The organism is Streptomyces sp. NPDC031474 (assembly GCF_055581185.1).
Window position 1 is genome coordinate 339,580 of record NZ_JBVIJX010000011.1, and the last position, 21,758, is coordinate 361,337.

Genomic DNA, 21,758 nt, shown 5'->3' on the forward strand with positions numbered 1-21,758 from the left:
AAGCGACCCTTGTGCACCCCCGGGTGTTCACTTAACCTCGCAGCAACATCGAAGCGCTTCGACTGAAAATCACCGTGACAGTGGTCGGAGTATCCGCTTCAGCTCAGCCAGTTCCACTCGAGACACCGCAGCCGACGGCCACCGCCGGGTGTCCTGGTGCGCCACGAAGGGTTGACGCAATGACGCCGAACGCCGCTTCCGCCTCCTCCGGACCCAGCCGGAGAAGCTTCCTCGCCTCCACGGCGGTCGCCACCGCAGCGGTGGCGGGAGGAATGCCGTTGCTGGCCGCCTGCGGAGGCACGGACAGCGGCTCGCGCGAGGGCACCACGTCGGGCAAGGACGCGAAGAAGATCCTCCCCGCCTTCGTGGCCAGCAACGTGGTGACGCCGGACATCCCGTCGAAGAACGGTTCCTCGGTCGGCTTCACCAGCAAGCTCGACCTCGCCACGCTGAAGACCTCGGTGCCGAAGAAGCTCGGCAAGGGCAGCAAGGTGACGATCATGTCGCCGTTCTGGGGCTCGCCGCCGAAGGGCGACAACGCCTACTACACGGCGATGAACGCCCTCATCGGCGTCGACGTCGCCTGGCAGAACCAGGACGGCAACACCTACGACCAGAAGCTCGGCGCCGTGCTCGCCTCCAGCGATGTGCCGGACGTGGTGGTCGTCCCCGGCTGGAACATGGGCGGCAAGATACCCAGCGCGATCCTCAGCAAGTTCGCCGACCTGGGCCCGTACCTGTCCGGCGACAAGGTCAAGGACTACCCGAACCTCGCGGCGATCCCGACCGACGCCTGGCAGCGCTCCCTCTTCGGCGGCAAGCTGCGCGGTCTGCCGATGCCGTCCTCCTACGTCCCCAACATCGTGCCCTTCTACCGCAAGGACCTCTTCGACAAGCACGGCTACACGGTCCCGAAGACGACGGACGAGTTCATGGCCCTGGCCAAGGAGATCACCAACGCCAAGGCGAAGGTGTGGGCCTGCGGCGACATGAAGTGGACCGCGTTCAACAGCTTCGGGGTCCCTTCCGGCGGGGAGAAACCGCTCGGCTGGATCCTCGAAGGCGGCAAGCTGGTCAACCGCATCGAGCTGGACTCCTACCTCGAGGCGCTGGAGTGGACGCGCAAGCTGTTCGCCGCCGGTTACGTGCACCCGGACTTCAAGCTGGGCAAAAGCCAGGCCGTCGACCCGAGCACCAAGTTCGCCGCCGGTGAGTTCCTCATCTACAACAACGACATCTCCAGCTGGTACGGGCAGCAGGCCTCGCAGGCCACCCAGAACCCCGCCTTCCAGATCTGGGGCATGGACATCTTCGGCCACGGCGGCGCCACCCCGGTCATCTACGCCACCCAGCCGGCCAACATCTTCGCCTTCGTCAACAAGAAGGCCTCCGAGGCCGTCATCCGCGATGTGCTGGCCGTCGCCAACGTCACCGCCGCCCCGTACGGCACCAAGGAGTACATGCTCACCAACTACGGGGTGGAGGGCACGCACTACAGCGTCAAGGACGGGGTGCCCGTCAAGAACGACAAGGGCAACCAGGAGGTCCTGAACGCCTTCGTGATGGTCGCGAGCCCGGCGTCGACCATCGCCCACCCCGACTTCCCGGCCATAGCCAAGGGCCAGGTCGAGTGGCAGCAGCGGATGGGCGCCTTCACCAAGAAGTCGGCCTTCTACGGCATGCAGATCACCGAGCCCAGCCGCTGGACCAACCTCTCCAACGACTTCGAGCAGCTGGAGGACGACATCGTCCGCGGCCGCAAGAAGATCAGCGACATGCAGGCGGCCGTCTCCGACTGGAAGAAGAAGGGCGGCGACGAGCTGCGCGCCTGGTACCAGAAGCTGCTCGACGACAACGGCACGGCGGCGAGCTGACCGGCGGCGAGGCGAGGAGAACGGCCGTGTCGCACAGCACGGTGCCTCGGAACAGGGCCGAGGCCGACGAGACGGGAAAGACCCCGGTGGCGCCCGGCGGCCCCACCCGCCCCCAGAGGAAACGGTCCTCCGGGAAGCTGGGTCTGCGGGTCAGGTTCAGACGGGACCGCGTCCTGCTGCTGATGACGCTCCCGGCGGTCGCCCTCGTCCTGCTCTTCAACTACGTGCCGATCCTCGGCAACGTGGTCGCCTTCCAGGACTACGACCCCTACATCAGCGACAACGGAGTCGTCTCCATCCTGCACAGCCCCTGGGTGGGCCTGGAGAACTTCCAGCGGCTCTTCGAGGACTCGGCCTTCTGGGAGGCCGTCCAGAACACCCTGGTGCTGTTCTTCCTCCAGCTGGTGCTGTACTTCCCGATCCCGATCATGCTCGCGCTGCTCATCAACAGCGTGGTCAGGCCCCGGGTGCGGGCGGTGTCGCAGGCGATCCTCTACCTGCCGCACTTCTTCTCCTGGGTGCTGGTCATCGCCGTCTTCCAGCAGCTGTTCGGCGGCGCGGGGCTCCTCTCGCAGCTGCTGCGCCAGCACGGGTACGACGGCATCGACATCATGACCGACCCGGACACCTTCAAGTTCCTGATCACCGCGCAGAGCGTCTGGAAGGACGCCGGCTGGGGCATCATCGTCTTCCTCGCCGCGCTGGCCTCGGTCAATCCGGACCTCTACGAGGCCGCCGCGATGGACGGCGCCAACCGCTGGCGCCGGATGTGGCACGTGACCCTTCCCGCCCTGCGCCCCGTCATCGCGCTGCTGCTGGTGCTGCGGGTGGGGGACGCGCTGACGGTCGGCTTCGAGCAGATCCTGCTCCAGCGCGACGCGGTTGGACCAGGGGCGTCGGAGGTCCTCGACACCTTCGTGTGGTGGAACGGCGTCCGCAACCAGGACTTCGGCTACGCGGCCGCCGCCGGCCTGATCAAGGGCGTCATCAGCCTCGGCCTGGTGCTCGTCGCGAACAAGGTGGCCCATCTCATGGGCGAGCAGGGGGTGTACAAGAAGTGACCGCCGTCATCGACAAACCCGTGCGCACACCCGGCCGGTGGGCCGCGCCGCCGCGACCCGTGTGGGAGGAGGAGCCCAGCAGGGCCGGCCTCGCGGGCAAGGGCATCGCCCTGGCCTTCGCCTGCCTGGCGATCCTCTTCCCGCTGTGGATCGTCCTCGTCACCAGCCTCTCCTCCCGGAAGACCATCGACGAGGCCGGCGGGCTGGTGATGATCCCCAAGGGGATCACCCTCGTCGCCTACCGGGAGCTGCTCAGCGGCGGACAGGTCACCCGCGCGGCGGTCATCAGCGTCCTGATCACCCTCGTCGGCACGCTCTTCTCGATGGGCGTCTCCGTGCTGTGCGCCTACGGTCTCTCCCGCTCGGGCTCGCTCGGGCACCGCTGGATCCTGATGGTCCTGCTGGCGACGATGTTCTTCAGCGCGGGCCTGATCCCCACCTATCTGCTGGTGCAGTCCCTGGGCCTGATGGACTCCTACCTCGCGCTGATCCTGCCGAGCGCGATCAGCGTGTTCAACATCCTGGTCCTGCGCGGCTTCTTCATGGGGATCTCGCAGGAGCTCATCGACAGCGCGCGGATCGACGGGGCGGGCGACTTCCGCATCCTCTGGCAGATCGTCATGCCGCTGTCGAGGGCGGTCCTGGCGGTCATCACGCTGTTCTACGCCGTCGGGTACTGGAGTGCCTGGTTCAACGCGTCGCTGTACCTCAACGACCAGGACATGATGCCGCTGCAGAACGTCATGATCCAGCTGGTGCAGAAGCAGGAGGCGCCGGTGGGCATGGGGCAGGCCATCAAGACGGGCCAGGTGTCGGGCCTGGCCGTGCAGATGGCGGTCATGGTGCTGGCGTTGCTGCCGGTCGCCGTGCTCTCCCCGTTCGTCCAGAAGCACTTCAAGAAGGGCATGCTGACCGGCGCGGTCAAGGGCTGACGCCCGGCGCCGGGGGCGGCAGGCACGGCGGCCGCGGTTCGCCGTGGCAGGCGTGCCCATGTCGCGGAGCCGCATACCGACACTGTCCCGCGCCTTGCGGGCCGGGTGTGACCGGCCCTGCTCAGGGGCGCGGGGGAACCGCGCGACCAGCCCCCACCACCCGCAGCCGAACGACATGGCCCCGGCCCGTACACCTTCACCCACCGAGGTAGCCCACCATGCTCCCCACCCGCCGCACCCTCCTCACCGGCACCGCAGCCGCCGCCACGCTCACCGCACTCCCACTCACCCAGAACCCGGCCCGAGCCGCAGCCACCCGATCCGGTTCGACCGCCCGAGGCTACCGCTGGCGCAACGTCGTCATCGGCGGCACCGGGTTCGTCACCGGCGTCCTCTTCCACCCCACCGTCCGCTCTCTCGCCTACGCCCGCACCGACATCGGCGGCGCCTACCGCTGGGACGACAGAGCCGCCCGCTGGACCCCCCTCACCGACCACCTCGGCTGGGACGACTGGAACCTCCTCGGGGTCGAGGCGCTCGCCGTGGACCCCGCCCACCCCGACCGCGTCTACCTCGCGCTCGGCACCTACGCCCAGTCCTGGGCCGGCAACGGAGCCGTCCTGCGTTCCGAGGACCGCGGCGCCACCTGGACCCGCAGCGACCTCACCGTCAAGCTCGGCGGGAACGAGGACGGCCGGGGCACGGGGGAGCGGCTGCTGGTCGACCCGCGCGACAGCGACACCCTGTGGCTCGGGACGCGACACGACGGGCTGCTCAAGTCGACCGACCAAGGAGCCACCTGGGCCGCCGCCACCGCCTTCCCCGGCGCCCCGAGCGCGAGCGGCCAGGGCGTCACCCTCCTCGTCGCCGCCGGCCGCACCCTCTACGCCGGCTGGGGCGACTCCGACGGGGCCACCGCCAACCTGTTCCGCACCGCCGACGGCGCCACCTGGGAAACCGTCCCCGGCCTGCCCGCCGGCGCCGCCGCCAAGGTCCCCGTCCGCGCCGCCTACGACTGCCACACCCGCGAGCTGTACGTGACGTACGCCAACGCGCCAGGACCCAACGGGCAGTCCGACGGCAGCGTGCACAAGCTGGCCACCGCCACCGGCAAGTGGACCGACGTCACGCCCGCGAAGCCGGGCGGAACGACGAGCGACGGGAGCGTCGACAGCTTCGGCTACGGCGGCGTCGCCGTCGACGCCCGGCGGCCCGGCACCGTCGTCGTCTCCACCAACAACCGGTGGGCCGCCGTCGACACCCTGTACCGGACCACGAACGGCGGCCGTACCTGGACGTCCCTGAAGGACTCGGCGGTCCTCGACGTGTCCGAGACGCCGTTCCTCACCTTCGGCGCCGACCAGCCGAAGTTCGGCTGGTGGATCCAGGCCCTCGCCGTCGACCCGTACGACTCCCGGCACATCGTCTACGGCACCGGCGCCACCCTCTACGGCACCCGCGACCTGAAGCACTGGGCCCCACAGATCCGCGGCCTGGAGGAGACCTCCGTACGCCAGTTGATCTCGCCCCCGACCGGGCAGGCGCACCTGATCAGCGGGCTCGGCGACGTCGGCGTGATGTACCACGAGCGGCTCACGGCCTCGCCGTCGCGGGGCATGGCGACGAACCCCGTGTTCGGGTCGGCGACGGGACTCGCCCAGGCCGCCGCCAAGCCGTCCTACGTCGTCCGCACGGGCTTCGGCGACCACGGCAACGGCGCCAGCTCCAGCGACGGCGGCAGGACCTGGGCGCCCTTCGCGACCCAGCCGGCCCTCGCCAAGGACGCGCCCGGGCCGATCGCCGCGAGCGCCGACGCAAGCGTGCTGCTGTGGACCTTCGTGCACTGGGACGGCACCAAGTACCCCGCCCACCGCTCCACGGACAACGGCGCCACCTGGGCCGAGGTCTCCTCCTTCCCCAAGGGCGCCACCCCGCTCGCCGACCCGGCCGACCCGACGCGTTTCTACGCCTACGACAGCGACACGGGAACCCTGTTCGCCAGCACGGACGGCGGCCTCACCTTCACCGCTCGGGCCGGCGGACTGCCCTTGGGCGACAGCCAGTTCCAGCTGGCCGCGGCCCCGGGACGCTCCGGCGACCTGTGGCTGAGCACCAAGGGGAACGGCCTGTACCGGTCCACCGACGGCGGCGCGACCTTCACCAAGCTGACCAGCTGCTGGGCCTCGTACACCCTCGCCTTCGGCAAGGCCGCCGACGGCGCCGACTACCCGGCGGTCTACCAGGTCGGCTCCACCGAGGCGATCACCGCCGTGTACCGCTCCGACGACGGCGCGAAGAGCTGGACGCGGGTCAACGACGACCAGCACCAGTGGGGCTGGATCGGCGCGACCATCGCCGCCGACCCGCGGATCCACGGCCGTGTCTACATCGCCACCAACGGCCGGGGCATCCAGTACGGGGAGCCCGTCTGATGCCGGCCGTCCACCGGCCCACCCTCGCCGACGCCACCCGGGGCCGCATCCTCTTCGGCGGCGACTACAACCCCGAGCAGTGGCCCGAGGAGACCTGGCACGAGGACATCCGCCTCATGAAGGACGCCGGCGTCAACTCCGTCACCCTCGGCGTCTTCTCCTGGGCGAAGCTCGAACCCGAGCCGGGCGCCCGGGAGTTCGGCTGGCTGGACCGGCTGATGGACCTGATGCACGAGCACGGCGTCGGCGTCGTCCTGGCCACCCCCACCTCCGCCCCGCCCCCGTGGCTGGGCCGCCTGCACCCGGACACACTGCCCCGCGACGAGAACGGCGACGTCGAGCGGTGGGGCGGCCGGCAGCACTTCTCGCACTCCAGCGCCACCTACCGCCGCTACGCCGCCGCCATCACCGAGGACCTGGCCGCCCGCTACGGCGGCCACCCCGCCCTCACCATGTGGCACATCAACAACGAGTACTGCACCGCCGACCACGGCGACGAGGCGGCCGCCGCGTTCCGCCGCTGGCTGCGCGAGAAGTACGGCACCCTCGACGCCCTCAACACCGCCTGGGGCACGGCGTTCTGGAGCCAGGGCTACGACAGCTGGGACGGCATCCTGCCCGCCCGCCGCACCCACTACCTGAAGAACCCGGCCCAGGTGCTGGACTTCCGGCGCTTCACCTCCGACGCGCTCCTGGAGTGCTACCTCGCCGAACGTGACATCGTCGCCCGGCACACCCCGCACATCCCCGTCACCACCAACTTCATGCCGCTCTTCATCGGCCAGGACGCCTGGCGCTGGGCCGAGGAGGAGGACGTGGTCTCCGTCGACCTCTACCCCGACCCGCGCGACCCCTTCGGCGCCCAGCACGGCGCTCTCGTCCAGGACCTGACCCGGTCCCAGGCCCGCGGCCCCTGGATGCTGATGGAGCAGGCGGCCGGCCCGGTCAACTGGCGCGGGGTGAACCACCCCAAACCGCGCGGCCTCAACCGGCTCTGGTCCCTGCAGGCCGTGGCCCGTGGCGCGGACGCCGTCTGCTACTTCCAGTGGCGCCAGTCCCGGCAGGGCGCCGAGAAGTTCCACTCCGGGATGGTCAGCCACGCGGGCGAACACGGCCGCACCTTCCAGGAGGTCAAACAGCTCGGCACCGAACTCGCCCGCATCGGCGGTCAGGTGACGGGCAGTCATATCCCTGCGGACGTCGTGATCCTGCACGACTGGCACGCCTGGTGGGCCGGCGCCCAGGACGGCCGCCCCTCCACCCGCGTCGACCACGCGGCGGTCCTGCACGCCTGGCACCGCGCCCTGTGGGAGGCTCACCTCACCACCGACTTCGCTCACCCCGAGCACGACCTCACCGGCTACAGACTGGTCGTCGTCCCACAGCTGTACGCGATGACCGACGCGGCGATCGACAACCTCCTCGCCCACGTCCACGGCGGCGGCACCCTCGTGGCCGGCTTCCTGACCGGTGTGGCCGACGAGGACGACCGGGTCCGCCCCGGCGGCATCGACGCCCGGCTGCGCGAGCTGTTCGGCATCCGCACCCTGCACGAGTGGTGGCCGCTGGGGGCGGGGGAGCGCGTCGAGACCGACGGCTTCGGCGGCACCCTGTGGTCGGAGGAGCTGGAAGCGGCCGACCCGGGCGCGGTGGAAGCCGTCTACCAGGGCGGCGAGCTCGACGGACTGCCCGCCGTCCTGCGAGGCGACCGCGCCTGGTACGTCTCCACGCTCCCCGAGCCCGACGCCCTGCGCGCACTGCTCGCCCGGATCGCCGCCGACGCGGGCGCCCGGCCCGTCCTCGACGGCCTCCCGCCGGGCGTCGAGGCCGTACGCCGCGGCGACCTGCTGTTCCTGCTCCACCACGGCCGCGAGCCGGTCACCGTCCGCCTCCCGGGCACCCACCACGACCTGCTGACCGGGACGACCCTCACCGATGAGATCACGCTGGGCCGCTACGGCGTGGTGGTGTTGCGCTCATGACCCACGTCCCGCCCCGCGCGTACCCCGCCCGCCCGAACACCGACAGCCCCGTGCACGCAACCTTCGAGTACCAGCCCGCCGCCCGCTGGGAGGACGCCTTCCTCAGCGGCAACGGCCGGCACGGCGCCCTCGTGTTCGGCGATCCCTACGACGACCGGGTGATCGTCACCCACCACACCCTGGTCCGCCCCAACGGCGCCGAACACGCCCGCCCGCCCGAGCTGGCCGCCGAACTCCCCGCCCTCCAGGACAAGTTGCTGGCCGGCCAGTGGGAGGCCGCCGAAGGCTTCACCGACCACCGGCCCCTGCAATGGGTCCAGCCCTTCCACCCCGCCTTCCAGATACGGCTGCGCAGAGCGCCCTCGGACGAACCGCGCCGATACCGCCGCTATCTCCGCCTCGTCGACTTCACCACCGGCGAGACCGACGCCGCCTGCGTGGGCGGCGCCGGCCGGGTCTTCGTCTCCCGCGCCGACGACGTGATCGTCCACCAGGTCACCGGCCTCGACCTGGACATCTCCCTCGACCACCGGCTGCCCGGCGCGCCCGCCGACCTCGCCGTCGGCCAGGGCTGCGTCCTCACCCCGGACGGCGCCCTGCTCACCCTGCGCGCCCGCTACCCCGACAGCGACCGCGCCTACACCGGCGTGACCCTCGTCGTCGCCACCGGCGGCCGCACCCGGCTCACCCACCCCGGCGTACGCGTCACCGGCGCCCAGTCCGTACTGCTGCTCACCCGCGTGCACCGGCACACCGGCGAGCTCGACGTCACCGCGCAGCAGCGCGCCCTGACCGAGCTGCCGCACCTCTACGACGACCTCCTCGCCCGCCACCTCCCCCTCCACCGCACCGCCTACGACCGCGTCACCCTCGACCTGAACGCCGACCCCGCCGAGCGCGGCCTCCCCGGCTCCGAACTGCTGGAACGCCCCCGCAGCACGGCTCTCCTGGAGCGCCTCTTCGCCGCGGGCCGCTACCACCTGCTCTCCTCCTCCGGCCTCAACCCGCCCCGCCTGCCCGGCCTGTGGACCGGCGACTGGGACACCGCCTGGGCCGGGGCCTTCACCAACGACGCCAACGTCAACCTCCAGACCGCCTCCGCCGCTCCCGCCGCACTTCCCGAAGTCACCGACGCCCTCGCCTCTCTGATCCACCGTCAGCTCGACGACTGGCAGGAGAACGCCCGAGCGGTCTTCGGCGCCCGGGGCGCGGTCGCGCCCGCCCACACCGACGGCGAGTCCGGACTGACGTACCACTTCAGCCGCGAGTACCCGCTCCACCTGTGGACCGCCGGCGCCGACTGGCTGCTCAAACCGCTCGTCGACCACGACGAGACACGCGGCGCACGCGACCCGCGCACCGCCGCCGCCCTCGCCGAAGTCGCCCGGTTCTACGAGGACTTCCTGACCCGCACCGACCCCGGCGACCCCGACGGCCACCTCGTCGTCGTCCCCTCCTACTCGCCCGAGAACCGCCCCGCCAACGCGAGCTGGGGCGCCCTCAACGCGGCCATGGACCTCTCCGCCGCCCGGCACGCGCTCCTCACGGCTGCCGACTACCACCCGGACGACCCCGAGCAGGCCGACCGCTGGCGCGCCCTCGCCGACCGCCTCCCGCCCCACCGGATCAACGCGGACGGCGCCCTCGCCGAATGGGCCCGGCCCGGCCTCGACGACACCTACGACCACCGCCACCTCAGCCACCTCTACGGCGTCTGGCCCCTCGACGAGATCAACCCCTACGACACCCCGCGCCTCGCGGCCGCCGCCCACCGCGCCCTCGCCCTGCGCGGCGCCGAGAACGACTCCGCGCACGGCCACCTCCACCACGCGCTGATCGCGGCCCGGCTCCGGGACGGCCGGCGCGTCGCCCACGCCCTCGCCCAGGTCCTCGACGGCGACTTCTTCCACGCCTCGCTGATGAGCGCCCACTACCCCCGCCGCGACGTCTACAACGCGGACGCCGCGCACACCCTGCCCGCCGTGCTGATCGAGACGCTCGTCCAGTCGACCCCCGACCGGCTGGTCCTGCTGCCCGCCCCCGACCCGGCCCTCCCGTCGGGCGAACTGCGGGGCGTGCGCACCCGGTTCGGCGCCGAACTCGACCTCGTGTGGGGCCCCGACGGCGCGCGGGCCGTACTGAAACCGCACCGCAGCCACCGCATCGAACTCAGGACTTCCTCCGGCGACGGCGACGACGAAGCACAGCCGCTCGACCTCGTCGCCGGAGAAGACCACGTCCTCACCCTAGGGGCGTGGTAACTCCCCCCACCCATGGAAGGGACACCATGGCAACACGCACCCTCGGCAGGGTCGCCAAAGCCCTGCTCGCCCCCGCTCTCGCGCTCGGCGCCACGATCGGCCTCGCCTCCGCGCCCGCCTCGGCCGCCGTCTGGAACTCCTGCGACCAGTGGGGCAACACCAGCCTGAACGGCTACACCCTCTACAACAACATCTGGGGCTCGGGCGCGGGCAGCCAGTGCATCTGGGCCAACTCCGGCACCAACTGGGGTGTCTGGGCCAACCACCCCAACACCGGCGGCATCAAGTCCTACCCCAACGCCAAGAAGGTGATCAACAAGTCGATCACCTCCCTCGGGTCGCTCAACAGCAGCTACAACGTCACCGTGCCGTCCTCGGGCTCGTACAACACCTCGTACGACGTCTGGGACACCGGCAACAACCACGAGATCATGCTGTGGGTCAACTACAACGGCAGCGTCGGGGCGCTCGGCAGCCTCCAGGGCAGCGCGACGCTCGGCGGCCACAGCTGGAACGTCTACAAGGGCACGGCCACCCGGTCCGACGGCTCGACCTGGCAGGTCTACTCGTTCCTGCGCACGTCGGACTCGACCTCCGGCACCGTGCAGATCCTGCCGATCCTGAAGTGGATCAAGGACACGAAGCAGTGGATGGGCAACGTGACCATCACCGACGTGCAGTTCGGCTTCGAGATCACCTCGTCCTCGGGCGGCCTGGACTTCACCACGAACAACGTTTCCGTGAGCAGCAGTTGACCTGATCGTGAAGCGGCGTCGGGTTGGATGGGGGTATGCGTACCCCCACCCCCCTGCGCCGTGTCCTGACCACCGTGGCCGCGGCCGCGGCCGTCGCCCTCGCCGCGACGAGCACCGCGGTCGCGGTTCCCCTCTCCGGGACCTCCGCGTCCGCCACGGCGCCCCGTGCCACCCCCCACCCCCTCTCCGCCCTCCACCTCGTCGTCGAACTGTCCGCCGAGCGGCTCGCCACCGCCGACCAGGTCGCCGCCGCCAAGTGGGGCACCGCCACTCCCATCGACGACCCTGCCCGTGAGCAGCAGGTCCTCGACAACGTGGCCGCCCAGGCCACGCGGCTGGGCGCCGACCCGGACGAGGTCCGGACGATATTCCGCGACCAGATCGAGGCGAACAAGATCGTGCAGCGCGGCCTGTTCCAGCGCTGGACCGACCACCCCGAGCAGGCTCCCACCACCCGCCCCGATCTGAGCGTCGTACGCGTGGAGATCAACCGCGTCACGAGCGCCCTCGTCCAGGCCCTCGCCGACACGACCGCCGACCGCTCCACGCCCACCTGCCGTCCCGGAGTGGCCGTCGGCGTACTCCAGGTCCACCACGAGGACCACCTCGACGGCCTGCACACCCGGGCACTCGTCCGCTCCCTGGCCTCCGTCTGCGGCTGACCCGCACGACCATGCGGCCGGCCCCACCCCCGTGGGACCGGCCGCACCGGCGCCGCTACCCGGCCACCGGCAGCCGCGCCCCGTCCCGCAGGAACAGCGGGAGCCGGTCCAGCGGGGCGTCGACCGTCACGGCCGTACCGCCCTCGTACGTCTCACCCGTCCACGCGTCCGTCCAGGTCGCGCCTGCCGGGAGGTAGGCCGTGCGGGCCGTGGCGCCCGCCGTCAGCACCGGGGCGACCAGCACATCCCGGCCGAAGAGGTAGGAGTCGTCGACGGACCAGGTCGCGGGATCGTCGGGGAACTCCAGGAACAGCGGCCGCATCGGCGGCAGCCCCTCCTCGTGCGCCTCCCGCATGACCTTCAGGACATACGGCTTGATGCGCTCGCGCAGCCGCAGGTACTTCTCCAGGACCGGCCCGGCCTGCTCGCCGTACGACCACACCTCGTTGGGGCCGCCGGTCATGTCCGGGCCCAGCGGCATGCCCGGGTCGCGGAAGCCGTGCAGACGCATCAGCGGGGACAGCGCGCCGAACTGGAACCAGCGCACCATCACCTCCTGGTACGCCGGGTCGCCCGGGTCGCCGCCGTGGAAGCCGCCGATGTCCGTGTTCCACCACGGGATGCCGGACAGCGCCGTGTTGAGACCCGCCGCGATCTGGCGGCGCAGGGTCGCGAAGTCGGTGCCGATGTCACCGGACCACAGGGCGGCGCCGTAGCGCTGACTGCCCGCCCACGCCGACCGGTTGAGGCTGATGATCTCTTCCTCGCCCGCCGCGCGCAGCCCCTCGTAGAAGGTGCGGGCGTTGTCCGCCGGGTAGATGTTGCCGACCTCCAGACCCGGACCCGCCCAGTACCGCAGGTTCTCCTGGAAGCCCGGCTTCAGCTCGGGCTCGCAGGCGTCCAGCCAGAACGCCGTGATGCCGTACGGGGCAAGGTAGTTGTCCCGGATCTTCGACCACACGAACTCACGGGCGTCGGGGTTCGTCGCGTCGTAGAACGCCACCTGGACCGTGGAGGCGACGCCCTTGTCCGGCCAGTCGGCGTGCGCCATCGGGCCGTACTGGGTGCCGATGAAGTAGCCGCGCTGCTCCATCACCGGGTGGTTCTCGCTCAGCGGCGACACCGACGGCCAGACGCTGACCACCAGTTTCACGCCCAGCTCGTCCAGTTCACGGACCATCGCCGCCGGGTCGGGCCACTCCGCCGGGTCGAACTTCCACTCGCCGAGATGCGTCCAGTGGAAGAAGTCGCAGACGATGGCGTCCAGGGGCAGCCCGCGGCGCTTGTACTCCCGTGCCACGGCGAGGAGTTCGTCCTGCGTGCGATAGCGCAGCTTGCACTGCCAGAAGCCCGCCGCCCACTCCGGCAGCATCGGGGTGCGGCCGGTCACCGCGCTGTAGCGGCGCTGGCCCTCGGCCGGCGTTCCCGCGCTGATCCAGTAGTCGATCTGCCGGGCCGAGTCCGCCACCCAGCGCGTGCCGTTCCCGGCCAGCTCCACCCGGCCGATCGCCGGGTTGTTCCACAGCAGCGTGTAGCCGCGGCTGGAGGTGAGCACCGGGATGCCGACCTCGGCGTTGCGCTGGACGAGGTCCAGGACCAGCCCCTTCTGGTCCAGCCGGCCGTGCTGGTGCTGCCCGAGCCCGTACAGCTTCTCGTCGTCGTACGCGGCGAAGCGCTGCTCCAGACGGTGGTGTCCGTTGCCGACGGCCGTGTAGAGCCGTGAGCCGGGCCACCAGAAGTGGGCGCGCTCCTCGGCCAGGATCTCCGTACGGCTCTCCGTGCGCAGAAAGCGGATCAGGCCCTCGGCGGACACCTCGACGGTCAGCGCGCCGACCGTCAACTGGCCTTCGTCGTCGCCGACCTTGACGCTGCTCTCGGTGGCCGGCGGCTCGTCGAGCAGCGCTCCCGGCAGCCCTTGGAGAATCGGCCCGCCGAGCCGGGCCCGCACCCGGACGGCGTCCGGACCCCAGGGCTCGATCCGCAGGGTCTCCTGACGGCCGCTCCACTCCAGCGCGCCGTCGCGTTCGCGGAACGTGCCGACCGTGGGGGAGGACTGCGCGAGGGAGACCTGAGGCTGGTTTTCGGCAGGCTGTTTCATCGGATTCCTCCGTGGATGCTCCGCCCTTCAGGGCGGAGAAGAAACGGACTCCTGCGGAGCACGGCAAGGAGCGGGGTTTCGCCCCCAGGGCGGAAGACCGTGCCCTGACCCGCAGATTTGATCTTAAGTCGTAGCCTCGTTAGTTTGTGAGCGTGACAGCGACGTGCGTGAAGCGGGCGTTCAAGTACCGCTTCCATCCGACCGATGCGCAGGCAGCCGAGCTGTCGCGCACGTTCGGTTGCGTGCGGAAGGTCTACAACCTGGCCCTCGCTGCTCGCACGGAGGCGTGGGCGCGGCAGGAGCGGGTCAACTACAACGCCACGTCGGCGATGCTGACGGCATGGAAGAAGACCGAGGAGTTGGCGTTCCTCAACGAGGTGTCGTCGGTGCCGCTCCAGCAGACGCTGCGGCACTTGCAGACCGCCTTCACCAACTTCTTCGGCAGGCGGGCGAAGTACCCGCGCTTCAAGTCGCGGAAGAAGTCCCGCAGGTCGGCGGAGTACACCACCAGTGGGTTCCGCTTCCGCGACGGGGAGGTGACCCTGGCGAAGATGACCGAACCGCTTGACATCGTGTGGTCCAGGCCGCTCCCATGTGGGGCGAAGCCGTCCACGGTGACTGTTTCCCAGGACCCGGCGGGACGCTGGTTCGTCTCTTTGCTGTGCGACGACCCGTCCGTCCAGCCCCTCCCCGCCACCGAAAGCGCGGTCGGAATCGATGTCGGCCTGGACCACCTGCTGATCCTCTCCACAGGGGAGAAGATCACCAACCCCAAGCACGAACGCCGGGACCGTGTCCGACTTGCCAAGGCCCAGCGGAAACTGTCCCGCAAGGCCAAGGGCGACGGCGCCAACCGGACCAAGGCCCGGCGCAAGGTCGCCAAGATCCACGCGAGGATCGCCGACCGACGCCGTGACCTGCTCCACAAGCTGACCACTCGGCTCGTGCGTGAAAACCAAACGCTCGTGATCGAGGACCTGACCGTGCGCAACATGGTCAAGAACCACACGCTCGCCCGAGCCATCTCGGACGCGAGCTGGCGCGATTTCCGCTCCATGCTGGAGTACAAGGCCGCCTGGTACGGGCGGGAAGTGATCGCGGTGGACCGCTTCTTCCCCTCGTCCAACATGTGCTCCCACTGCGGCGCCTTGCAGGACAAGATGCCGCTCAACGTCCGCACCTGGGCGTGTGCCTGCGGAACGACCCACGACCGGGACGTGAACGCGGCGATCAACCTTCTGGCGGCCGGACGGGCCGTTGCAGCCTGGGGAGCTGGTGTAAGACCTCAACGGAGTTCTCCGGGCGGGCAGTCGGCGATGAAGCAGGAAGTCTCACGGCGCGAGCCGTAAGAAGCTCCCTCCGTCAGGAGGGAGAGCGTCAAGTGGGGTGCTCCTTATGAGGAGTGCAGGCCGGCGGTGCCCCGGCAGGGCACGACAGCGGGCAGAGCAGGGGTGGGGCAGGCGGCGAGGGGGTGGGTCAGGAAGCGGCGGGGGCCGGTCCCGTGCTCGCCCTGACCGTCAACTCGGGGGAGATCAGCACGACTTCGTCGCTGCCGCGCCCCTCCAGCTTGGCCACGAGGCGTTCCACCGCGTGGCGGCCCATGTCCTGGGCGGGGATGGCGACGGACGTCAGCCGGACCGAGGCCTGCACGGCGACCTGGTCGGGGCAGATCGCCACCACCGACACGTCCTCCGGCACGGCCCGGCCCTGCTGGCGCAGCAGCGCGAGCAGCGGCTCGACCGCCGACTCGTTCTGCACGACGAACCCGGTGGTGCCCGGACGCTCGTCGAGGACCCGGGCCAGGGTCACGGCCATCGCGTCGTACCCGCCCTCGCACGGGCGGTGCAGCAGCCTGAGGCCCAGGTCCCTGGCCCGGTACCGGAGTCCGTCGAGCGTGCGCTCGGCGAATCCGGTGTGTCGTTCGTAGACCGCCGGCGCCTCGCCGATGACAGCGATGTCCCGGTGACCCAACGTCGCCAGATGCTCCACGCACAGCGCGCCGGTCGCCGCGAAGTCCAGGTCGACACAGGTCAGTCCGGAGGTGTCGGCGGGCAGCCCGATCAGCACCGACGGCTGGTCGGTGGAGCGCAGCAACGGCAGCCGCTCGTCGTCCAGCTCGACGTCCATCAGGATCATCGCGTCGGCGAGCCCGCTGCCGGTGACACGGCGCACGGCGTCGGGACCCTCCTCGCCGGTGAGCAGCAGGACGTCGTACCCGTACGTGCGTGCCGTGGTGGCCACCGCGATGGCGATCTCCATCATCACCGGCACATACATGTCGGTGCGCAGCGGGATCATCAGGGCGATGATGTTCGACTTGCTGCTGGCCAGTGCGCGGGCGCCCGCGTTCGGGTGGTAGCCGAGCTCGCGGATGCTCTGCTCGACCCGCTGCCGGGTGGTCGTGGAGATGGACCGCTTGCCACTGAGGACATAGCTCACCGTGCTCGCCGAGACTCCGGCGTGCTGGGCGACCTCGGCGAGGGTGACCATCCAGCTCTCCAAGTTTTGTGAAGCGCTTCGACAGTGCGCATTGCGAACAGGGGCGGGTGAGGGTGGTTCGACAGTAGCTCTAGCGGGGGTGGGTGTCCATAGGTTGTCGAAGCGCTTCGACAGCGAGTTGTGGGGGATTGGTGGAGAAGAGTACGGCAACCCTTCGCCGAGGCCCTCACCCCCGCCCGGACACTCGTTCGGCGCAGGGCGCCGAGCGGCGACGATCACGCCCCCGGCGACGGGTTCGGCTCCGGCTCCGGCCCCGGCGTCGGCCGGGGAGCAGGCCGGGGAGCAGGCCGGGGAGCGGGCCGGGGAGCGGGCCGTCCGGGACGCCCGAACCCGCCCGCGAGGGGTGGCGGGCTCGTCCCGGATCGGGTACCAACGATCGGGTAGCACCCATCGGTAACCAATGTGGTCCGAGATCCCGATTCGCGGCGAGGTGAGCCTCATGTCCGCACCACCCCTCAAGAAACCCACCGTCACCGAGCGTGAGGCCCGCCAGGTCGCCGAGGCCGCCCGGGAGCAGGACTGGCGCAAGCCGAGCTTCGCCAAGGAACTGTTCCTGGGCCGCTTCCGGCTCGACCTCATCCACCCCCACCCGCTCCCCTCCGACGAGGCCGTCCGGCGCGGCGAGCAGTTCCTGGCCAAACTCCGCGACTTCTGCGAGACGAAGGTGGACGCGGCCCGCATCGAGCGCGAGGCCCGCATCCCCGACGAGGTCGTGAGCGGGCTCAAGGAGCTCGGCGCCCTCGGCATGAAGATCGACCCCAAGTACGGCGGTCTCGGCCTCACCCAGGTGTACTACAACAAGGCGCTGGCCCTGGCGGGCTCGGCCAGCCCCGCGATCGGCGTGCTGCTGTCGGCGCACCAGTCGATCGGCGTACCGCAGCCGCTGAAGCTGTTCGGCACCGACGAGCAGAAGCAGCGGTTCCTGCCGCGCTGCGCGACCACCGCCATCAGCGCCTTCCTCCTCACCGAGCCGGACGTCGGCTCCGACCCGGCCCGCCTCGCCACCAGCGCGGTCCCCGACGGCGACGACTACGTCCTCGACGGCGTGAAGCTGTGGACGACCAACGGCGTGGTCGCCGACCTGCTGGTGGTCATGGCGCGGGTCCCGAGGAGCGAGGGGCACAAGGGCGGCATCACGGCCTTCGTCGTGGAGACGGACTCGCCCGGCATCACCGTCGAGAACCGCAACGCCTTCATGGGCCTGCGCGGCATCGAGAACGGCGTCACCCGCTTCCACCAGGTCCGGGTCCCGGCCGCCAACCGCGTCGGCCCCGAGGGCGCGGGGCTGAAGATCGCCCTGACCACGCTCAACACCGGCCGGCTCTCGCTGCCCGCGTCCTGCGTGGCCGCCGGCAAGTGGTGTCTGAAGATCGCCCGCGAGTGGTCGGCGGCCCGTGAGCAGTGGGGCAAGCCGATCGCCCACCACGAGGCCGTCGGCGCGAAGATCAGCTTCATCGCGGCGACGACCTTCGCCCTGGAGGCGGTGCTGGACCTGTCGAGCCAGATGGCCGACGAGGACCGCAACGACATCCGCATCGAGGGCGCGCTCGCCAAGCTCATCGCCTCCGAGATGGGCTGGCGCATGGCCGACGAGCTGGTCCAGATCCGCGGCGGCCGCGGCTTCGAGACGGCGGAGTCGCTCGCCGCCCGGGGCGAGAAGGCGGTCCCCGCCGAACAGGTCCTGCGCGACCTGCGGATCAACCGCATCTTCGAGGGCTCGACGGAGATCATGCACCTCCTCATCGCCCGCGAGGCCGTCGACGCCCACCTCACGGTCGCCGGCGACCTCATCGACCCCGACAAGTCCCTCCAGGACAAGGCGAAAGCGGGCGCCAACGCGGGCGTCTTCTACGCCAAGTGGCTGCCGAAGCTCGTCGCGGGGCCGGGCCAACTGCCGTCGTCGTACGGAGAGTTCAAGCACGCGGGCGTGGACCTCTCGCCGCATCTGCGGCACGTCGAGCGGCACGCCCGCAAGCTCGCCCGCTCCACCTTCTACGCCATGTCCCGCTGGCAGGGCCGGATGGAGTCCAAGCAGGGCTTCCTCGGCCGGATCGTGGACATCGGCGCGGAACTCTTCGCGATGAGCGCCGCCTGCGTCCGCGCCGAGCTGCTGCGCTCGCGCGGCGAGAACGGGCGCGAGGCCTACCAGCTCGCCGACGCGTTCTGCCGCCAGTCCCGCATCCGCGTCGACGAGCTCTTCGCCCGTCTGTGGACCAACACCGACGACCTGGACCGCAAGGTCGTCAAGGGCGTCATGGCGGGCGCCTACGAGTGGCTGGAACAGGGCATCGTCGACCCGTCCGGGGAGGGTCCCTGGATCGCCGACGCCACACCGGGACCGAGTGAGAAGGAGAACATGCACCGCCCGATCAGGTGAGGCGCCGCACACCCGTCCGCAGGGTGCCCCCTGTCCCGAACCTCTCATGAGGGGGACGAGGAGGGGGCACCCTGCCCTGCCGCCCACCCGCCTCGGCAACAATGGGGGGATGACCGACAGTCCAGCCCCCCGCGCCCTCGCCGACCCGCACCTCGTCTACGACCCGGTCGCGGGCGACGGCCCGAAGGACGTGGTGATACTCGGCTCCACCGGTTCGATCGGCACCCAGGCCATCGACCTCGTGCTGCGCAACCCGGACCGCTTCCGGGTCACCGGCCTGTCCGCCAACGGCGGCCGGGTCGCCCTCCTCGCCGAGCAGGCCCGCCGGCTGCGGGTGCGGACCGTGGCGGTCGCCCGCGAGGACGTCGTCCCCGCGCTGCGCGAGGCGCTCACCGCCGAGTACGGGGCCGCCGAGCCCCTCCCCGAGATCCTCGCCGGCCCGGACGCGGCCACCCGGCTCGCCGCCTCCGACTGCCACACCGTGCTCAACGGCATCACGGGCTCCATCGGCCTCGCTCCCACCCTCGCCGCCCTGGAGGCGGGCCGCACCCTCGCGCTCGCCAACAAGGAATCGCTCATCGTCGGCGGCCCGCTGGTCAAGGCGCTCGCCGAGCCCGGGCAGATCATCCCGGTGGACTCCGAGCACGCCGCCCTCTTCCAGGCGCTGGCCGCCGGCACCCGCGCCGACGTCCGCAAGCTGGTCGTCACCGCCTCCGGCGGCCCCTTCCGCGGCCGCACCAAGGCGGAACTGGCGAACGTCACCGTCGAGGACGCCCTCGCCCACCCCACCTGGTCCATGGGCCCGGTCATCACGATCAACTCCGCGACCCTGGTCAACAAGGGCCTGGAGGTCATCGAGGCGCACCTCCTCTACGACATTCCCTTCGCGCGCATTGAGGTGGTCGTACACCCCCAGTCGTATGTCCACTCGATGGTTGAGTTCACGGACGGATCGACACTGGCCCAGGCGACGCCCCCCGACATGCGTGGGCCGATCGCCATCGGCCTCGGCTGGCCCGGACGCGTCCCCGACGCGGCCCCCGCCTTCGACTGGAGCACGGCGTCGACGTGGGAGTTCTTCCCGCTCGACAACGAGGCCTTCCCCTCGGTGAACCTCGCCCGGCACGTGGGCGAGCTCGCGGGCACGGCCCCGGCGGTGTTCAATGCCGCCAACGAGGAGTGCGTGGAGGCGTTCCGCAAGGGCGCGCTCCCGTTCAACGGGATCATGGAGACCATCACCCGGGTCGTGGAGGAACACGACACGCCGGTGACGGGAACTTCACTCACCGTGTCGGACGTCCTCGAAGCGGAGACCTGGGCACGGGCCCGGGTCCAGGAACTGACGGCTACCGCGGAGGCGCGTGCATGACAGCCCTGATGATGATCCTCGGCATAGTCGTCTTCGTGGTCGGCCTGCTGTTCTCGATCGCCTGGCACGAGCTGGGACACCTGTCCACGGCCAAGCTCTTCGGCATCCGGGTGCCGCAGTACATGGTCGGCTTCGGCCCGACCGTCTTCTCACGCAAGAAGGGCGACACCGAGTACGGCATCAAGGCCGTCCCGCTCGGCGGCTACATCCGCATGATCGGCATGTTCCCGCCCGGTGAGGACGGCCGGATCACCGCCCGCTCCACCTCGCCCTGGCGCGGCATGATCGAGGACGCCCGCTCGGCCGCCTACGAGGAGCTCCAGCCCGGCGACGAGACGCGCATGTTCTACACGCGCAAGCCGTGGAAACGGGTCATCGTGATGTTCGCGGGCCCCTTCATGAACCTGGTGCTCGCCATCGGGCTGTTCCTCACCGTCCTCATGGGCTTCGGCATCTCGCAGCAGACCACCACGGTCAGCTCGGTCTCCCCCTGCGTCATCGCGCAGAGCCAGAACCGCGACGCGTGCAAGTCGACCGACCCGGCCTCCCCGGCCGCGGCCGCCGGCATGAAGCCCGGCGACAAGATCGTCTCCTTCGCCGGAAAGCAGACGGACGACTGGAACACCCTCTCCGATCTGATCCGCGTCAGCGCCGGCAAGAAGGTCGACATCGTCGTCGACCGGGGCGGCCGGGAACTGACCCTGCACACGACCATCGCCACCAACCAGGTCGCCAAGAAGAACTCCGACGGCAGCTACGTCCAGGGCGAGTACATCAAGGCCGGCTTCCTCGGCTTCAGCGCGGCCACCGGCGTCGTCAAGCAGGACTTCGGCGACTCCGTGTCCTGGATGGGCGACCGGGTCGGCGAGGCCGTCGACTCCATCGCCGCCCTGCCCGGCAAGATCCCGGCCCTGTGGAACGCCGCCTTCGACGGCGCGCCCCGCGAGCCCGACTCACCCATGGGCGTGGTCGGCGCGGCCCGCGTCGGCGGCGAGATCTTCACCCTGGACATCCCGGCCTCGCAGCAGCTCGCCATGGCCGTGATGCTGGTAGCGGGCTTCAACCTCTCCCTGTTCCTGTTCAACATGCTCCCGCTGCTGCCCCTGGACGGCGGGCACATCGCGGGCGCCCTGTGGGAGTCGCTGCGCCGCAATCTGGCCAAGGTGCTGCGCCGCCCCGACCCGGGCCCGTTCGACGTGGCGAAGCTGATGCCGGTGGCCTATGTGGTGGCGGGCATCTTCATCTGCTTCACGGTCCTGGTCCTGATCGCGGACGTGGTCAATCCGGTCAAGATCAGTTGAGGACCGGCCGCCTTCCGGTCCGACGGCTGTGACACCGTGCCCCTTGCCCGCGTGACCCGCGTGGGCGAGGGGCATGGATCATTCGTACGGCGCGGAAGGCGTGATACGGCCAACTTCCGCCGTCCGGAGGGGTGTTCGGCGCGACAAACGGCCAA

14 protein-coding genes are annotated in these 21,758 nt (G+C 70.6%); 12 read left to right on the forward strand and 2 right to left on the reverse strand.

Features of this window, described 5'->3' with window-relative positions; genetic code table 11:
• Nucleotides 1-179 precede the first annotated feature (179 nt).
• From ACZ5SK_RS25060 to ACZ5SK_RS25095, 8 genes are all read left to right on the forward strand, one after another.
• Entirely contained in the window at nucleotides 180-1,874 is a 1,695-nt protein-coding gene (locus tag ACZ5SK_RS25060; protein ID WP_334576798.1) for an extracellular solute-binding protein, read from the forward strand.
• Nucleotides 1,875-1,900: 26 nt separating this feature from the next.
• Nucleotides 1,901-2,935, forward strand: coding sequence for an ABC transporter permease (locus tag ACZ5SK_RS25065; protein ID WP_361705024.1), 1,035 nt, complete (start codon nucleotides 1,901-1,903; stop codon nucleotides 2,933-2,935).
• On the forward strand, nucleotides 2,932-3,867 hold the full coding sequence (locus ACZ5SK_RS25070) for a carbohydrate ABC transporter permease (protein WP_334576794.1): 936 nt from the start codon (nucleotides 2,932-2,934) through the stop codon (nucleotides 3,865-3,867). Before ACZ5SK_RS25065 ends, ACZ5SK_RS25070 begins: the two co-directional genes overlap by 4 nt.
• Nucleotides 3,868-4,085: 218 nt before the next feature.
• The gene (locus ACZ5SK_RS25075) at nucleotides 4,086-6,299 is read left to right on the forward strand and encodes a WD40/YVTN/BNR-like repeat-containing protein (protein WP_334576793.1); all 2,214 of its coding nucleotides are present in this window, start codon (nucleotides 4,086-4,088) and stop codon (nucleotides 6,297-6,299) included.
• Nucleotides 6,299-8,281: a beta-galactosidase gene (locus tag ACZ5SK_RS25080; protein ID WP_468576606.1), complete on the forward strand. Its 1,983-nt coding sequence runs from the start codon at nucleotides 6,299-6,301 to the stop codon at nucleotides 8,279-8,281. Before ACZ5SK_RS25075 ends, ACZ5SK_RS25080 begins: the two co-directional genes overlap by 1 nt.
• On the forward strand, nucleotides 8,278-10,542 hold the full coding sequence (locus tag ACZ5SK_RS25085; RefSeq protein WP_334576791.1) for a glycosyl hydrolase family 95 catalytic domain-containing protein: 2,265 nt from the start codon (nucleotides 8,278-8,280) through the stop codon (nucleotides 10,540-10,542). The genes ACZ5SK_RS25080 and ACZ5SK_RS25085 overlap by 4 nt, the downstream gene beginning before the upstream one ends.
• 26 nt (nucleotides 10,543-10,568) lie before the next feature.
• The gene (locus ACZ5SK_RS25090; RefSeq protein WP_334576790.1) at nucleotides 10,569-11,297 is read left to right on the forward strand and encodes a glycoside hydrolase family 12 protein; all 729 of its coding nucleotides are present in this window, start codon (nucleotides 10,569-10,571) and stop codon (nucleotides 11,295-11,297) included.
• 35 nt (nucleotides 11,298-11,332) lie between these two features.
• Entirely contained in the window at nucleotides 11,333-11,959 is a 627-nt protein-coding gene (locus ACZ5SK_RS25095; RefSeq protein WP_334576789.1) for a chorismate mutase, read from the forward strand.
• 55 nt (nucleotides 11,960-12,014) lie between these two features.
• Here the strand turns inward: ACZ5SK_RS25095 and ACZ5SK_RS25100 are convergent, their stop codons facing one another.
• A complete protein-coding gene (locus ACZ5SK_RS25100; protein WP_468576607.1) occupies nucleotides 12,015-14,057 on the reverse strand; it encodes a glycoside hydrolase family 31 protein in 2,043 nt (680 codons plus the stop codon).
• A gap of 146 nt (nucleotides 14,058-14,203) precedes the next feature.
• On the opposite strand from ACZ5SK_RS25100, the gene ACZ5SK_RS25105 reads away from it, so the two are divergent.
• Nucleotides 14,204-15,406, forward strand: a complete 1,203-nt coding sequence (locus tag ACZ5SK_RS25105; RefSeq protein ID WP_334576787.1) for an RNA-guided endonuclease InsQ/TnpB family protein — start codon at nucleotides 14,204-14,206, stop codon at nucleotides 15,404-15,406.
• Nucleotides 15,407-15,533: 127 nt separating this feature from the next.
• Here ACZ5SK_RS25105 and ACZ5SK_RS25110 read toward each other — a convergent pair whose 3' ends face one another.
• Nucleotides 15,534-16,547, reverse strand: coding sequence for a LacI family DNA-binding transcriptional regulator (locus ACZ5SK_RS25110; protein WP_334576786.1), 1,014 nt, complete (start codon nucleotides 16,545-16,547; stop codon nucleotides 15,534-15,536).
• 448 nt (nucleotides 16,548-16,995) lie between these two features.
• On the opposite strand from ACZ5SK_RS25110, the gene ACZ5SK_RS25115 reads away from it, so the two are divergent.
• The 3 genes from ACZ5SK_RS25115 (at nucleotide 16,996) to ACZ5SK_RS25125 (ending at nucleotide 21,603) form a co-directional block, all read left to right on the forward strand.
• Entirely contained in the window at nucleotides 16,996-18,933 is a 1,938-nt protein-coding gene (locus tag ACZ5SK_RS25115; protein ID WP_334576785.1) for an acyl-CoA dehydrogenase family protein, read from the forward strand.
• A gap of 109 nt (nucleotides 18,934-19,042) precedes the next feature.
• Entirely contained in the window at nucleotides 19,043-20,302 is a 1,260-nt protein-coding gene (gene dxr, locus ACZ5SK_RS25120) for a 1-deoxy-D-xylulose-5-phosphate reductoisomerase (protein ID WP_079659170.1), read from the forward strand.
• Nucleotides 20,299-21,603, forward strand: coding sequence for a M50 family metallopeptidase (locus tag ACZ5SK_RS25125; RefSeq protein WP_334576783.1), 1,305 nt, complete (start codon nucleotides 20,299-20,301; stop codon nucleotides 21,601-21,603). Before dxr ends, ACZ5SK_RS25125 begins: the two co-directional genes overlap by 4 nt.
• Nucleotides 21,604-21,758 lie beyond the last annotated feature (155 nt).

Bases quoted from the DNA above. Each gene is read 5' to 3' on its own strand.
- ACZ5SK_RS25115 (WP_334576785.1), top strand. From the start codon at position 16,996: ATGTCCGCACCACCCCTCAAGAAACCCACCGTCACCGAGCGTGAGGCC.
- ACZ5SK_RS25100 (WP_468576607.1), bottom strand. From the start codon at position 14,057: ATGAAACAGCCTGCCGAAAACCAGCCTCAGGTCTCCCTCGCGCAGTCC.
- ACZ5SK_RS25075 (WP_334576793.1), top strand. From the start codon at position 4,086: ATGCTCCCCACCCGCCGCACCCTCCTCACCGGCACCGCAGCCGCCGCC.
- ACZ5SK_RS25080 (WP_468576606.1), top strand. From the start codon at position 6,299: ATGCCGGCCGTCCACCGGCCCACCCTCGCCGACGCCACCCGGGGCCGC.
- ACZ5SK_RS25085 (WP_334576791.1), top strand. From the start codon at position 8,278: ATGACCCACGTCCCGCCCCGCGCGTACCCCGCCCGCCCGAACACCGAC.
- ACZ5SK_RS25125 (WP_334576783.1), top strand. From the start codon at position 20,299: ATGACAGCCCTGATGATGATCCTCGGCATAGTCGTCTTCGTGGTCGGC.
- ACZ5SK_RS25095 (WP_334576789.1), top strand. From the start codon at position 11,333: ATGCGTACCCCCACCCCCCTGCGCCGTGTCCTGACCACCGTGGCCGCG.
- ACZ5SK_RS25090 (WP_334576790.1), top strand. From the start codon at position 10,569: ATGGCAACACGCACCCTCGGCAGGGTCGCCAAAGCCCTGCTCGCCCCC.
- ACZ5SK_RS25110 (WP_334576786.1), bottom strand. From the start codon at position 16,547: ATGGTCACCCTCGCCGAGGTCGCCCAGCACGCCGGAGTCTCGGCGAGC.
- dxr (WP_079659170.1), top strand. From the start codon at position 19,043: ATGACCGACAGTCCAGCCCCCCGCGCCCTCGCCGACCCGCACCTCGTC.
- ACZ5SK_RS25060 (WP_334576798.1), top strand. From the start codon at position 180: ATGACGCCGAACGCCGCTTCCGCCTCCTCCGGACCCAGCCGGAGAAGC.